We start from the raw sequence: 13,709 nt of genomic DNA on the forward strand, positions 1-13,709 counted from the left end.
GCGATGCCGATTCCCCCCGTCCGGGCGCTGCTGCTGGCCGTCGCGCTCGGTGCCTGCGGCGGCGACAGCTTCGAACGCCCCGGCACCTGGCAGCCCACCGGCGTGAACGATGCCAATCTCCGCCCGATGCTCGCCGACCCCGGCGACCTGCGGCGCGGCGCATCCCCCGCCGACGCATCGCGCGGGCGGGCCGCAAGCGCGCCGGTCACGCGGCTGCTGGAGGACCGGCGCGCGCCCCTGCCTGCGCGGGAGCCGACCGGGGGCAGTGCCCATGGGCGCTGAGGCGCGCCCCGCCCCGGCGCCGCAGCTGGCCAGCGTCAGCCGCGACGCGGCGCGCGCGCGATTCCTCGGCTTCGTCGCCGACGAGGCGACCGAGGCGGCGCTGCGGGGCGGGCTGCTCGACACCGGCGTGCCGCTCCAGCTTCGCCGCGGCGACGTGCGCAGCGCCACCCGCGCGCTGGAGCGGGAGGCGACGCCGGAGATCCTGCTGGTGGATATCGGCGCCCTGCCGGACCCCGCGGCGGCGCTGGAGGCGCTGGCCACGGTCTGCACGCCGGATGTGCGCGTGCTGGTGGTGGGCGACAGCGCCGACCTCGACCTGTACCGGCAGCTGACGCGGGAACTGGGCGTCGCCGACTACCTGGCCAAGCCGCTGACGCGCGACAAGGTGTCCCGCGTCGTCGCGCCGCACCTGGCGGGGGGCGAGGTGGCGGCGGCGAACACCGGCGGGCGCATCGTCGCGGTGGGCGGCGCACGCGGCGGGGCGGGGGCGACGACGGTCGCGGTGAACCTTGCGCTCCAGCTGGCGGAGGCCGGGCACGGTCATGTCGCGCTGCTGGACCTGCACCTGCGCGGCGGCGCCTGCGCGATGATGCTGGGGGCGAGCTGCGGCACCGGCCTGCGCGTCGCGCTGGAGGAGCCGGCGCGGGTCGATGCGCTGTTCCTCGACCGCACCGCGGTGCCGGTCGCCGAGCGCGTGCGCCTGATCGCGGCGGAGGAGCCGATGGACGCCGCGCCGCGGCCGACCGAGGCCGGGCTGCTGCGCGTGCTGGAGATGCTGCGCCAGCGCTTCAACCACGTCGTCGTGGACCTGCGGATGCCGCCCGGCCAGATCGAGCGCGAGGTGATGGCGCAGGCGCGGCACAAGGTCCTGGTCACGCTGCCGCAGGTCATCGGCATGCGCGACGCGCTGTCGCTCCGCACCCTGATGCGCCAGGCGGGCAGCGCGGGGGTCATCACCGTGCTGAACCGCGCCGGCCAGCCTGGCGGCATCAAGACGAAGCTGGTGGAGGAGAGCCTCGGCGGGCCGCCCGAGGCCGTGATCCCCGACCTGCCGCGCCAGCTCTGCCGCGCCGCCAATCTCGGCCGGCCGGCGCTGCGCGACACCGCGGCGCTGCGCCGCGCGCTGGCGCCGGTCACGCAGGAGATCCTGGCCGTGCATGCGGCGCCGTCGGCGCCCTCCTTCCTCGACCGGCTGCTCGGTCGCGCGGGGCGGCGGTGAGGAGCTTCGGGCGCCGCGCGGAACCCGCCCCCGCCGCCCCCGCGCCTGCCGCCGAACCGCCCCCGCCGGAGGCCGCCATCGGCCTGCCGGACGATGCCGCGGTGCGGCGCCTGCGCCAGCAGGTGATGGAGCGGGTGGACCCGGTGGTCGCCGCCGACCTGCCGCCGGAGGCGCTGCGCCAGCAGCTCGAGGCGCTGGTGCATGACGTGGCGAATCGCGGCCGCGTCGAGATCTCGGCGCGCGAGCAGGCGCGGGTCGCGGAGGAGCTGGCGCATGACATGGTGGGCTACGGCCCGCTGGAGCCGCTGCTGCAGGACGACAGCATCAGCGACATCATGGTCAACGGGCCGAACCGCGTCTTCGTGGAGGTGCGCGGCCGCGTCCACCTGACCGAGGTCGCGTTCCGCAGCACCGCGCAGCTCAACGCCATCGCGCAGAAGATGGCGGCCACCGTCGGCCGGCGCGTCGACGAATCGAGCCCGCTGGTGGATTGCCGCCTGCCCGACGGCAGCCGCGTCAACGTGGTCTTCCCGCCGCTGGCGATCGACGGCGCCTGCATCTCCATCCGCAAGTTCTCCCGCCGCCGCGTCGGCCTGCGGCAGATGGCGGAGGGGGGCTCGATGTCGCCGGGCCTCGCGCGCGTGCTGGAGATCGCGGCGCGGTGCCGGCTGAACGTCGTCATCTCCGGCGGCACCGGGTCGGGCAAGACCACCATGATGAACGCGATGAGCCGCCTGATCGACCATGGCGAGCGCATCGTGACCATCGAGGATGCGGCGGAGCTGCAGCTGCAGCAGCCGCATGTGGTGCGGCTGGAGACCCGGCCGGCGAACCTCGAGGGCCGGGGCGAGATCACGCAGCGCGACCTGGTGAAGAACGCGCTGCGGATGCGCCCCGACCGCATCATCGTGGGCGAGGTGCGCGGCGCCGAGGCCTTCGACATGCTCCAGGCGATGAACACCGGCCATGACGGCAGCTACTGCACGGTCCACGCCAACACCACGCGCGACGCGCTGATCCGCATCGAGAACATGGTGCAGATGGGCCAGACCAGCCTGCCGTCCCGCGCGATCCGCACGCAGATCGCCTCCGCCGTCGACCTCATCGTGCAGATCGAGCGCATGCGCGACGGCGGGCGGCGCGTGTCGCAGGTGTCCGAGGTGTGCGGGCTGGAAGGGGAGGTGATCACGATGAACGAGGTCTTCACCTTCGAGTATCTCGGCGACGACGCGACGGGCCGCATCCAGGGGCGGTGGACCTCCCCCGGGCTGCGGCCGGGCTTCTTCGACCGGCTCCAGTATTTCGGGCTGGGCGAGGCCTGGATGCAGGCGCTGCGGGAGGACTGACGGATGGGCCCCGCCGCCATCGCCGGGCTTGCCGCGCTGCTGTTGGCCACGGCGCTGCCCTGCGGCGCGGCCGCGCTCGGCGTCCTGCGCCGCCGCCGCGCGGTCCGGGACCGGCTGCGGGCGCTGCGGGCGCCGGCGCGGGCCGCGGCGCCGGCCGCGCCGTCGATGCTGGTGGCGCCGCCGGCGGCCAGCCCGCTGATGGGACGGCTGCTGCGGCTGCTGGGCTACGACCCGAACGCAGTGGCCGAACGGCGGCTTGGCTGGCCGCTGGTGGCGCTGGCCGGCGCCGCGGCGGCGGCGGGGGCGATGCTGCGCCTGCCGGAGATGGTGGGCCTGCCGGCCGCGGTCCCGCTTTCGCTCCTGGCGGGGGCGCTGACGGTGCGGACCATCTTCGCCTGGCAGCACCGCCGGTACTGCGACGCGGTGTTCCAGCAGATCCCGGATGCGCTCGGCCTGATGGTGCGCGCCATCCGCGCCGGCCTGCCGCTGGCCGAGGCGCTGCGCGGCATCAGCCGCGAGATGGCGTCCCCGACGCGGGAGGAATTCGCCCGCGTGGTCGGCGACGTCGCGATCGGCCGCCCCGTGGAGGAGGCGCTGATGCGCCTGCACGAACGCACCGGGCTGACCGAATACGCCTTCCTGGCCGTCACGCTCGGCCTGCAATCCCAGACCGGCGGCAGCCTGGCGGAGACGCTGGACAACCTGGCGGACATGGTGCGCAAGCGCGTCGCCATGGCCAAGCGCGCGAAGGCGCTGGCGGCGGAGGGGCGGATGCAGGCGGGCATGCTGGTCGTGCTGCCCTTCGTCGCGGCCGCGGTGATGTCCACGCTCCAGCCCTTCTACATCGAGACCTTCACGCAGAACCCGACCGGGCAGCGGATGGCGATGGTCGGGCTCGGCCTCATGCTGCTCGGCCTGCTGACGATCCGCTGGCTGATCCGGCAGGCGGGGCGGGATTGATGGCGGGCGTCCACGCCGCGGCGCTGGTCGCCGGCGCGATGGCGCTCGCCCTCGCGGTGCTGGCGGCCGCCATGCTCGGCCGGGCGGCGGAAGAGCGGGACCTCGCGCGGCGGCTGCGCGCCGTGCTGCGGCCGGCGGAGCGGCGGACGGGTGCGGAGCCCGGGATCGGCGCCGCCGCGCTGCGGCCGGTCGCGGCGCTGGGCGAGGCGCTGCGCGCCCGCGCCGTCGTGTCGGAGAGGGAGACGCAGGAATTCGGCCGCGCCCTCGCGGCCTCCGGCTTCGATCCGAAGCGGGCCGTGCCGGCCTTCATCGGCCTGAAGGCGCTGCTGCTGCTCGCCGGCCCCGCCTGCGCCTTCGCCGCCACCCGCCTGACCGGGCAGGAGCCGGCCGACGAGGCGATGATCCTCGGCGCGGCGCTGGTGCTGTCGGTGTTCGGGCCGAACTGGCTGATGGCCGCGCTGCGCCGCCCCTACCAGGACCGGCTGCGGCGCGGCCTGCCGGATGCGCTCGACCTGCTGGTGGTCGCCGCGGAGGCGGGGCTCGGCCTCGACAGCGCGGTGGACCGGGTCGCGCGGGAGATGGCGGGGTCCAACCGCGCGGTCGCGCTGGAACTCAACACGCTGGTGCAGGAGATGCGGATGCTGCCCGACCGGCGCGTCGCGCTCGAAAGGCTCCGCGCCCGCACCGGCATCGAGGGGTTCCGGCGGCTGGCCGCGACGCTGTCGCAGACGCTGCGCTACGGCACCCCGCTGGCGCAGGCGCTGCGCGTGCTGGCGGGGGAGTTGCGGGCCGACCGCATGCTGCGGATCGAGGAGAAGGCGATCCGCCTGCCCGCGCTGCTGATCGGGCCGCTGATCCTGTTCATCCTGCCCGCGCTGTTCATCGCCCTCATCGGCCCATCCGTGATCGAGATGGGCAGGACCTTCGGATGACCCGCATGACCCGCCCCGCCCTGCTCGCCCTCCTCCTGCCGCTGGCCGCCTGCGGGGCGATGCCCGGCGCCGCGCCGCCGACGGGGGGCGCAGCCGCGCGGCTCAACGTCGCCGCGGCGGCCGAAGCGTCGGGCCAGCCGGACATCGCGCTGGCGATGTACCGCGCGGCCGCGGCGGCCGCGCCGGACGATGCGGCGGTGCAGGCCCGCCACGCCGGCGCGCTGGAACGCGCGGGGGACCTGGCGCAGGCCGAGGCGGTGCTGGCGCGCGCCCTGCGCGCGGCGCCGCGGGACCCGGCGCTGCTCGGCCGGCTGGGCCGCCTGCATCTCCGCAAGGGGGAGGCCGAGGCGGCGCTGGACGCCTTCGCCCGCGCGCTGGCGGCGGATGGGCGGAATGCCGGCGCGCTCGACGGGCGCGGCATGGCGCTCGACCTGCTCGGGCGCCATGCGGAGGCGCAGCGCAGCTACCGCGAGGCCCTGGCGCTGGCGCCGGCCTCCATCGCGGTGGCGAACAACCTGGCGATGTCGCTGCTGCTGGCGGGCGAGCCGGCGCAGGCGGCGGCGATGCTGGAGCCGCTGTCGCGCCGCGCGGGCGCGCCGCCGCGCGTGGCGAACAACCTTGCCATCGCGCGCGCCGCGGCGGCGGAAGGCGATGCCGGGCAGGGGCCGGCCGGCGCCCTTGCGCCGCTGCTGCGCGGCGCGGGCCGGCCTGCCGGCTGAGCGTGGCCGGACGCGCGGGTCAGGACGGCAGGCGGCCGTCCGGGGTGTAGCTGTCCACCGCCTTTGGCAGTTCGCGCGTCAGCCGCTGCACGATCTCCTGCCGCGACAGGCCGGTCTGCTGCGCCAGCGCGTCCAGCGTCTCGGGCGAGAGGGCCTGTTCGAGCTGGCTCGGCGAGACCTCGCGGTTCGGGCCGGGGGCGACCCAGCTGTCGGCCGTCTCGCCATGGCCGCTCTGGCGGAAGCGGTCCACCAGGTCGCGCAGGCCCTCGCTCAGCATCCCGCCGATCCCCGCGCCGCCCGCCGCGCCGGCAAGGCCGCCAGGCTGCCCGCCTTCGCGCCCGCCTTCGCCGGGCGGGCCGGTGCGGCTGCCCCCGGCCCCGCCGAGAAGCTCGCCCAGCTTGTCCCGGTGCTGGTATCCCGCGACGGCGAGGACGCCGAGCAGCGCGAGAAGGGATGGCGTGCCGCGAGCCATGCGAAGACCTCCGGTGGGGGCAGATGCTGCAACAACCCCCGGCCGCCGGCCGCGGTTCCGCGCCGCCCGTGCGCCTGCCCCTGGAAAAGCGGCGCGGGATGTTCTAGTTTTGTGCTCAGAGATGGACGCCTCCTTCACCTACCGGGTCGGCGACCTGGCGCCGGACGAGGCGCTGCGCCTGCCCTGCGCCTGCGGCACGCGCACCCTCACGCGGCGCGAATTGCTGGCGCTGGTCGGCCGCGACGAAAGGCTGCACCTGATCGGGCTGCGGCGGGAACTGTGGTGCCGCGCCTGCGGCGAGCCGCCCCTGCAGGGATGGGTCGTGGCGGCCCGCGGTTAGCTTAACGAGGCGCGCCACGCCTCCCGGCGATGGCCAGCGCGGCGCCGAGCAGCCCGAAGCCCGCCGCCATCGGCGCGAAGCCCGCGAAGCCGGACTCCGCCAGCACCAGCCCGCCGAGCGAGGCGGCGCCGAGCCAGCCGAGGGAGGAGGAGGTGACGTTCAGCCCCAGCACCGTGCCGCGCACCTCCTCCGGCACGCCGCCCAGCGCCGCCATCAGGCTCGGCCGCGCGATGGCCGTCACCAGCACGAAGCCGAAGCCGAGCGCGACCGACCCCGCCAGCCCGCCGGTCCAGAGGAACAGCGGGAAGGCCAGGGCGGCGCTGCACAGCATCGCCCCGGCATAGGTCAGCATCCGGTCCGGAAGCCGGTCCGCCAACTGACCCCCCAGCACCGTCCCGAGGATGTTGCCGAGCGCGAAGATGCCGAGCGGGATGGCGAGCGCCGCGAGCGACGCGCCGTAGGTCGCTTGCAGGAAGGTGGCGAAGAACACGACCGTCAGCGCGTAGCAGCTGCGTTCCGCCACCCCCATCGCCAGCAGCCGCAGCACGCGCGGCGACAGCGCCGCGCGGTAGCCGGCCGGCCGCCTGCGCCCGCCCCCGCCCGGCGGCGCGGCGCGGCGCGTGGTGGTGAGGAACAGCCCCGCCGCGGACAGCGCCACCACCGCCGCGACGCAGAGATTGACCCCGCGCCAGCCGACGAAGCCGCCGATCCAGGCGGCCAGCGGCACGCCGACCAGCAGCGCCATCGATTGCCCCGCGATGGTCCAGCCCAGCGCCCGGCCGCGCTGCCGGTCCTCGACGCGGGAGGAGACTTCCGTCACCAGCGCGCCGCTGAAGGTGCCGGCGGAAGCGCCCGCCGCCGTGGCCCAGGCGGCGACGCCGGCAAAGGTCTCCGACGCCGCCACGCCGACGGTGCCGAGGGCGAGGCCGAGCGGCCCGAGGATGAGGAAGGGCCGCCGGCCGATGCGGTCCGACAGCGGGCCCGCGACCAGCGAGGACGCGCCCCAGGCGACCGAGGTCATCGCCATCACGTTCGCCGTCAGCGCCAGGCTGGTCGAGAGGTCGCGCGCCATGTCGAGCAGGAAGGGCGCGCGGGTGGTGCCGCTGGCCGAGGCGGCGAACATCGCGAGGCACGCGGCCGCGATAAGTGCCCAGGGAAGGCGCGGGGGCGCGCTAATGCAGGCCGCCCCCGCCCTACCTGATGCCCGCGCGCATGAAGGACTGCACGAACTGCCGCTGGAACAGCAGGAAGCCCAGCAGCAGCGGGGCCGAGGTCATCAGCGTGGCCGCGCTGATGATCGCCCAGTCGATCCCCTGGTCGGTCGAGGCGAAGACGGAAAGGCCGACGGTCAGCGGCCGCGTCTCCACCGTGTTGGTGATGACCAGGGGCCAGAGGAAGTTGTTCCAGTGGTAGGAGACGGAGGTGAGCCCGTAGGCGAGGTAGGTCGGACGCGCCAGCGGCACATAGACCCGCAGCAGCACGGCGAGCGTGCCGCAACCCTCGACGACGGCGGCTTCCTCCAGCTCCTTCGGCACCTGCCGGAAGGTCTGGCGCAGCAGGAAGATGCCGAAGGCCGATGCCATGTAGGGCAGGCCGATCGCCAGGATGGTGTCCACCAGGCCGAGCGCGCGCATGCTGCGGTAGTTCTCCACCAGCAGCACGTCCGGCATGATCATCAGCTGCAGCAGCACCAGCCCGAACAGGATGCCGCTGCCGGGGAAGCGGCTGCGCGCGAAGGCGAAGGCGGCCAGCGTGCAGAGCACGAGTTGCGCCGCCAGGATCATCGTCACCAGCAGGAAGGTGTTGAGGAAGTAGCGCGCGAAGGGCGCGGCATCCCAGGCGGCGGCGAAGTTCCCGAGGGTGAGCGGCGCCAGCAGGTCGAAGCGGGTGGCGTAGCCGGTCGGGTGGAAGGCCGCCCAGACGGCGTAGAGCAGCGGCGCGATCCAGATGATGCCGAGCAGCCAGGCCGCCGCCGTCTCCACCGCGCGGGTGATGGCCGCGCTCATCGGTAGTGGACCCGCTTCTCCGCCACCAGGAACTGGAAGGCGGCGGTCAGCGCCAGGAAGCCCAGCAGGATGACGGTGAGGGCCGAGGCGCTGGCCGTGTCCCAGAAGCGGAAGCCGAGCTCGTAGACATAGGTCAGCAGCAGCGCGGTCGCGTTGTCAGGCCCGCCGCGCGTCATGACGATGATGTGGTCCACCAGCCGGAAGCCGTTGATCACGGCGTTGACGAGGATGAACAGCGTCGTCGGGCCGAGCAGCGGCAGCGTGACGCGGAAGAAGACGCGGGCGCGCGACGCGCCCTCGATCGCGGCCGCCTCGTACAGGTTGGGCGGGATGGCCTGGAGCGCGGCGAGGTAGAAGATCATGAAGAAGCCGGCTTCCTTCCAGACGGCGACCGCGATCATCGCGCCCAGCGCCGTCTCCCGGCTGCCGATCCAGTTGGTTGGGCCCCAGCCGAACAGCGCGCGCGTCACCTGGTCCAGCAGGCCGTAATCCGGCGTGAAGAAGAACAGCCACAGATTGGCCACCGCGATCATCGGCAGCACGGTCGGCGTGAAGAAGGCGATCCGCAGCGCCGTGCGGCCCGCGACCTTGCCGTTCACCCACAGCGCCATGGCCAGCGCCAGGCCGATGGACAGCGGGATGGTGGCCAGGGCGTAGATCGCGTTGTTGGTCAGCGCCTGCCAGAAGATCGGGTCGTCGAGCAGGTACAGGTAGTTCTCCGCCCCCACGAACGCCGCGGGCCGGTTGGCCCGCGGGGTCGAGAACAGCGAATGCCAGAAGGTGGCGACCGCCGGGTAGTGCGTGAAGGCGACCAGCAGCACCAGCGCCGGCGTCAGCAGCAGCCAGGCATGGAGCGTCGCGCGTCCCGGCATCCCCGGCGGCCCGTTCAACGGTACCGGCGCAGGATGCGCTCGGCCTCGGCCTGCGCGTCGGCCATGGCCGTGCGCGCCTGCTTGCGGCCGAGCAGCGCCGCCTGGAGGTTGTCGTTCAGCGCCTTGGTGACGCGCTGGTTCTCATGCGTGGACAGCTCCGCCACCGCATGGGGCAGCTGGTCGCGCGCGACGGCGGCGGCGGGGAAGCCCTCGACATAGGCCTTCATCGCCGGCGTCTCGAAGGCGGCGGGGGTGACGGCGACGTAGCCGGTGTCGATCCCCCATTGCGCCGCGCGCTCCGGCGTCGTCAGGAAGCGGGCGAAGCGGACCGCGCCTTCGCGCTGGGCCGGGCTGGCCGACTTGAAGACATAGAGGTTGCCGCCGCCCGTCGGGCTGCCGAGCCTTGTGCCGGCGGGCAGCATGCCGACGCCGAAGGGGAAGCGGGCGTTGCTGCGGACATTGGTCAGGTTGCCGGTGGTGGTCCACATCATCGCCACCTTGCGCTCGAAGAAGTCGCGCGGCGTCGTGCCCCATTCGACGATGCCGGCCGGATGCACGCGGTGGCGCTGCGACAGGTCCATCCAGTACTGCAGCGCCTCGGCCACCTTCGGGTCGCCGAAGAAGACGCGGTTGCCCTCGGGGTTCATCAGGCGGACGTCGTTCTGCGTCGTCAGCCCCTGGAACAGCCAGTAGGGGAAGCCGGAGGAGGGGATCTGGATGCCCCATTGCGTGACGTTGTCGCCCTCGCGCCGCGTCAGGCGCTGCGCGAAGCTCAGCTGCTCGGCCCAGTTGGCGGGCGCGCGGTCGGGGTCGAGCCCGGCGGCCTGGAACAGGTCCTTGTTCCAGTAGAGCACGATGGTCGAACGCTGGAAGGGGATGCCCCAGGTCTTGCCGCCGGTGCGGCTGTTCTCGAGGAAGCCGGGATAGAAGCCGTCCAGCCAGGCGCGCTCCACCCCCTGCTGGTCGTCCCAGGGCAGGATCGCGTCCTCGTCGATCAGGGTAAAGATGTCCACCGCCAGCAGGCAGGCCATCTGCGGCGCGTCGCCGCCGCGCATCGCGGTCAGTGTCTTGGTCAGCGTGTCCTGGTAGGACCCGGCATAGATCGGCTTGATGCGGAAGCGCGGGTTCTCCCGCGCGAAATCCTCGCAGTAGCCGTCGATGATGCGCGGGATCGGGCCGCCGACGGCGATCGGGTAGTTGAAGGTGATCTCGACCGGCGCCTGCGCGTGGACCGCGGGCATGGCGAGCATCGGGCCGGCGGCGAGGGTGCCGAGGGCGGCGCGGCGCGTTATCTTCATGGGGTCTCCCTGTCCTCCTCTGGTCGTCGGTGTCGGTCTCAGGCCGGGTCGGGCAGGCGCCGCCCGGTCCCGGCGTCGAACAGATGCGCGGCCGGCGGCAGGCGCAGCCGCAGCGGCGTGCCAGCGGCCAGCGCGTGGTTGCCGGGGATGCGGGCCTGCAGCACCTCCTCCCCGTCGCCGACGGCGCAGGCCAGCACCGTCTCGGCGCCGAGGAACTCGGCCGCGATCAGGCGGGCGGGCAGGCCGTCGGCGTCCGACAGCGCCACCTCCTCTGGCCGGATGCCGAGGAGGGCGCCGGCCGCCGCCGCGGGCGCCACCGCCATGCCGGGCGCGCCGGCCACCTCCGCTCCGTCCCGCCCCGGCACCAGCCGCAGCAGCGACATCGGCGGCGTGCCGATGAAGGAGGCCGCGAAGACCGAGGCGGGCCGCGCGTAGAGCTCGGCCGGCGTCGCGTCCTGCTCGACATGGCCGTCGCGCATCAGCACCACCTGGTCGGCCATGCTCATCGCCTCCGCCTGGTCGTGCGTGACATAGACCATGGTGATGCCGAGCCGCTGCTGGAGCGCGCGGATCTCGCGCCGCATCTCCGCGCGCAGCTTGGCGTCGAGGTTCGACAGCGGCTCGTCCATCAGGCAGATCGGCGCCTCGGCCACCACCGCGCGGGCCAGCGCCACGCGCTGCTGCTGCCCGCCCGAAAGCTGCGCCGGCCGGCGCGCCAGCAACCGGCCGAGGCCGAGCAGCTCTGCGGTCTGCGCCAGGCGCCTCTCCCGCTCGCCGCGCTCCACCCCGCGGGCGCGCAGGCCGAAGACGATGTTCTCCGCCACCGACAGGTGCGGGAACAGGGCGTAGGACTGGAACACCATGGAGATGCCGCGCGCCGCCGGGGGCAGCGACGTGACGTCCCGCCCGTCGAGCAGGAGGCGGCCGGACCCCGGCGCCTCCAGCCCCGCCACCACCCGCAGCAGGGTGGACTTGCCGCAGCCCGAAGGGCCGAGCAGCACGAGGAAGCTTCCCGGCCGCGCCGCGAGCGTGATGCCGTCCAGCGCGCGGGTCTCCCCGAAGGTCTTGGTGATGGCCTCGAGGCGGATCCCGCCCCGCGCGGCGCCCGGGGAAGCCATGTGCGGGGAAGCCATGTGCAGCGTGTCGCGCCCTGTCCTGGTCCGGCGCGACACTATGGGCAAACCGGGGGGCTGCGCCAGCCGGGGGCTACAGCGGGGAACGCCACATCACGGGCACGAAGCCGTAGCCCTCGCCCCGCCGCGCCACATGGCCAAGGCCGGGGAAGGCCAGGTGCGAACCCGCGACGGTGATGCGGTCCGTCGCCGCCATGTCGAAGATCCGCGCCCGCGTGCGCGCCGCGAGGTCGGGGTCGGAATCGAAGGAGATGGACCAGTCCGGCCGGGCGAACTGCAACGCCTGGGTGTGGACCACGTCGCCCCACATCAGCAGGCGCTGCCCGCCATTCTCGACATGGACGCCAAGGTGGCCGGGCGTGTGGCCGGGGATGGCCAGCGTGCGGATGCCGGGCGCGACCTCCGTCTCCATCCCAATGCGCCGGACCCGGTCGCCATAGGCCGCGAGCGCGGCGCGCGCTGGCGCGAAGAAGGGCCGCAGGGGCGCGGGCGCGCGCGTCTCGTTGCCCGTGTCGGTCCAGTAGGCGGCCTCGGCCTCGGCCACCAGCAGCTCGGCGCGGGGGAACAGCGCGCGGCCCTCGGCGGTCATCAGCCCGGCGGAGTGGTCGCGGTGAAGATGGGTCAGAACGATCGCGTCGATGTCGCCGGGCGTCACGCCCGCCGCCTGGAGGTTGCGCGGGATCTGCCCGAGCGTGGGGCCGAGCGCGCCGGCAGCCCCCGCGTCGATCAGGATCAGGCGCGAGCCGGTGTTGACGAGGAAGGCGTTGACCGCGAGCGGGACGCCGCCGGCCGGGGTGAAGGCCTCGGCCCGCAGCCGGTTCGCCACCTCGGCCTCGTAGCGGGCGAACAGGTTCGGCAGGGCCGCATCGGGGAAGGCGAGGTTGCCGTCGAGCAGGGCGGTGACCTCCACCTCGCCCACGCGGTGCCGGTAGAGCCCAGGCGCCTGGTCCGTCGCGCGCGGGACGGCGGCGGCGGCGGGCAGCGCGGCGGCGCCGGCCAGCGCGGCCCCGCCCAGCAGCAGCCCGCGCCGGCCCAGGCGGGGCGTCGTCGGTCCGTTCATGCGTCCCTCCCTATTCCGCGCGGATATTGGCGCGGGTGATGACGTCGCGCCATTCGGCGATGTCGGCGCGCAGCACCGCCGCGAAGGCCTCGGGCGGCAGCGCGCGCGGCACCATGCCGAGCGCGAGCAGGCGGTCGCGGAGCGCGGGCTCGGCCACCGCCTCGGCCACCGCGGCGGACATGCGCGCCCCGATCTCGGCCGGCAGGCGGGCGGGGGCGAGGAGGCCGAGCCAGAACTCGTTGGCGAAGTCGGGCAGGCCGCTTTCCCCGATGGTCGGCACGCGGGGCAGCAGGGGCGCGCGTTCGCGGCCGGTGACGGCCAGGGCGCGCAGCCGCCCCTCCTCCACCAGCCCGCGCGATCCGGGGATGGTGTCGAAAATGAACTGGATCTCGTTCTGCATCAGCGCCGTCACCGATGGGCCGCCGCCGCGATAGGGCACATGGACCATCTGAGCGCCCGCGCGGAGCGCGAACAGCTCCCCGATCAGGTGGCCGGAGGAGCCGGTGCCGGCGGAGCCGAAATTGACCCGCCCCGGATTGGCGCGGGCGAAGGCGATCAGCTCCCCCACGTCGCGGGCCGGCAGGGTCGGGTTCACCACCAGCAGGTAGGGCCCGGTCACCGCCAGAGACACGGGCGCGAGGTCGGTCAGCACGTTGTAGGGCAGGTTCTGCTTGAAGCTCGGCTCCGTCGCCAGGACGGAGGTGTGGAACAGGAAGGTCGTGCCGTCCGGCGCGGCGCGGGCGACCGCCTCGGTCCCGATCGAGCCGGCGGCGCCGGCCCGGTTCTCCACCACCACCGGCTGGCCGAGCCTTGCCTGCAGGTCCTGCGCCAGCAGCCGCGCGACGGGGTCGGTCGAGCCGCCCGGCGGATAGGGCACGACGATGCGGATCGGGCGGTCCGGCCAGCGGGGCTGGGCCAGGGCAGGTGCGGCAAGGCCCGCCGTGGCCGCCCCGGCGGCGATGAGACGCATGGCCTGCCTGCGGCCGAATGGGCGCATCGCTGTCCTCCCCATGTCCGGCCCGCTGCGGCCGCCTTGCTGTCAGGCTAGGCATCGCGCGCCGCGAAGGGAA

General features: G+C 74.4%; 15 protein-coding genes. 7 read left to right on the top strand and 8 right to left on the bottom strand.

All coding sequences use genetic code 11. The features are described 5' to 3' along the window. Positions 1-3 precede the first annotated feature (3 nt). From ACK8OX_RS00120 to ACK8OX_RS00145, 6 genes are read left to right on the top strand one after another with little or no spacing between them, the layout of a single operon-like run. Entirely contained in the window at positions 4-282 is a 279-nt protein-coding gene (locus ACK8OX_RS00120; RefSeq protein WP_430661872.1) for a hypothetical protein, read from the top strand. Continuing rightward, positions 272-1,501 carry an AAA family ATPase gene (locus ACK8OX_RS00125; protein WP_430661873.1) on the top strand — a complete coding sequence of 410 codons (1,230 nt, stop codon included), beginning with the start codon at positions 272-274 and terminating at the stop codon, positions 1,499-1,501. The genes ACK8OX_RS00120 and ACK8OX_RS00125 overlap by 11 nt, the downstream gene beginning before the upstream one ends. After that, positions 1,498-2,847, top strand: coding sequence for a CpaF family protein (locus ACK8OX_RS00130; protein ID WP_430661874.1), 1,350 nt, complete (start codon positions 1,498-1,500; stop codon positions 2,845-2,847). Before ACK8OX_RS00125 ends, ACK8OX_RS00130 begins: the two co-directional genes overlap by 4 nt. Before the next feature lie 3 nt (positions 2,848-2,850). Then, complete coding sequence (locus ACK8OX_RS00135) at positions 2,851-3,807, top strand: type II secretion system F family protein (protein ID WP_430661875.1); 957 nt, start codon at positions 2,851-2,853, stop codon at positions 3,805-3,807. After that, complete coding sequence (locus ACK8OX_RS00140; RefSeq protein WP_430661876.1) at positions 3,807-4,739, top strand: type II secretion system F family protein; 933 nt, start codon at positions 3,807-3,809, stop codon at positions 4,737-4,739. Before ACK8OX_RS00135 ends, ACK8OX_RS00140 begins: the two co-directional genes overlap by 1 nt. 5 nt (positions 4,740-4,744) lie before the next feature. Then, on the top strand, positions 4,745-5,458 hold the full coding sequence (locus ACK8OX_RS00145) for a tetratricopeptide repeat protein (protein WP_430661877.1): 714 nt from the start codon (positions 4,745-4,747) through the stop codon (positions 5,456-5,458). Positions 5,459-5,477: 19 nt separating this feature from the next. On the opposite strand, the gene ACK8OX_RS00150 is transcribed toward ACK8OX_RS00145, so the two are convergent. Continuing rightward, on the bottom strand, positions 5,478-5,930 hold the full coding sequence (locus ACK8OX_RS00150) for a YidB family protein (RefSeq protein WP_430661878.1): 453 nt from the start codon (positions 5,928-5,930) through the stop codon (positions 5,478-5,480). Positions 5,931-6,051: 121 nt separating this feature from the next. On the opposite strand from ACK8OX_RS00150, the gene ACK8OX_RS00155 reads away from it, so the two are divergent. Beyond that, positions 6,052-6,270 carry a hypothetical protein gene (locus ACK8OX_RS00155; protein WP_430661879.1) on the top strand — a complete coding sequence of 73 codons (219 nt, stop codon included), beginning with the start codon at positions 6,052-6,054 and terminating at the stop codon, positions 6,268-6,270. A gap of 1 nt (position 6,271) precedes the next feature. Here the strand turns inward: ACK8OX_RS00155 and ACK8OX_RS00160 are convergent, their stop codons facing one another. The 7 genes from ACK8OX_RS00160 to ACK8OX_RS00190 all read right to left on the bottom strand — a co-directional run bounded on the left by ACK8OX_RS00160 (position 6,272) and on the right by ACK8OX_RS00190 (position 13,609). Further along, positions 6,272-7,393: an MFS transporter gene (locus ACK8OX_RS00160; RefSeq protein ID WP_430661880.1), complete on the bottom strand. Its 1,122-nt coding sequence runs from the start codon at positions 7,391-7,393 to the stop codon at positions 6,272-6,274. A gap of 70 nt (positions 7,394-7,463) precedes the next feature. Continuing rightward, positions 7,464-8,276, bottom strand: coding sequence for a carbohydrate ABC transporter permease (locus ACK8OX_RS00165; protein WP_430661881.1), 813 nt, complete (start codon positions 8,274-8,276; stop codon positions 7,464-7,466). Next, on the bottom strand, positions 8,273-9,148 hold the full coding sequence (locus ACK8OX_RS00170) for a carbohydrate ABC transporter permease (protein ID WP_430661882.1): 876 nt from the start codon (positions 9,146-9,148) through the stop codon (positions 8,273-8,275). Before ACK8OX_RS00170 ends, ACK8OX_RS00165 begins: the two co-directional genes overlap by 4 nt. A gap of 14 nt (positions 9,149-9,162) precedes the next feature. Next, entirely contained in the window at positions 9,163-10,446 is a 1,284-nt protein-coding gene (locus ACK8OX_RS00175) for an ABC transporter substrate-binding protein (protein WP_430661883.1), read from the bottom strand. Between the two features lie 38 nt (positions 10,447-10,484). Beyond that, entirely contained in the window at positions 10,485-11,564 is a 1,080-nt protein-coding gene (locus ACK8OX_RS00180) for an ABC transporter ATP-binding protein (RefSeq protein WP_430661884.1), read from the bottom strand. 88 nt (positions 11,565-11,652) lie between these two features. Continuing rightward, complete coding sequence (locus ACK8OX_RS00185) at positions 11,653-12,639, bottom strand: MBL fold metallo-hydrolase (RefSeq protein WP_430661885.1); 987 nt, start codon at positions 12,637-12,639, stop codon at positions 11,653-11,655. 10 nt (positions 12,640-12,649) lie between these two features. Further along, the gene (locus ACK8OX_RS00190; RefSeq protein ID WP_430661886.1) at positions 12,650-13,609 is read right to left on the bottom strand and encodes a tripartite tricarboxylate transporter substrate binding protein; all 960 of its coding nucleotides are present in this window, start codon (positions 13,607-13,609) and stop codon (positions 12,650-12,652) included. Positions 13,610-13,709 lie beyond the last annotated feature (100 nt).

Origin of the sequence: Falsiroseomonas sp. CW058 (assembly GCF_050563535.1) — a bacterium.
Classification (GTDB): domain Bacteria; phylum Pseudomonadota; class Alphaproteobacteria; order Acetobacterales; family Acetobacteraceae; genus Falsiroseomonas.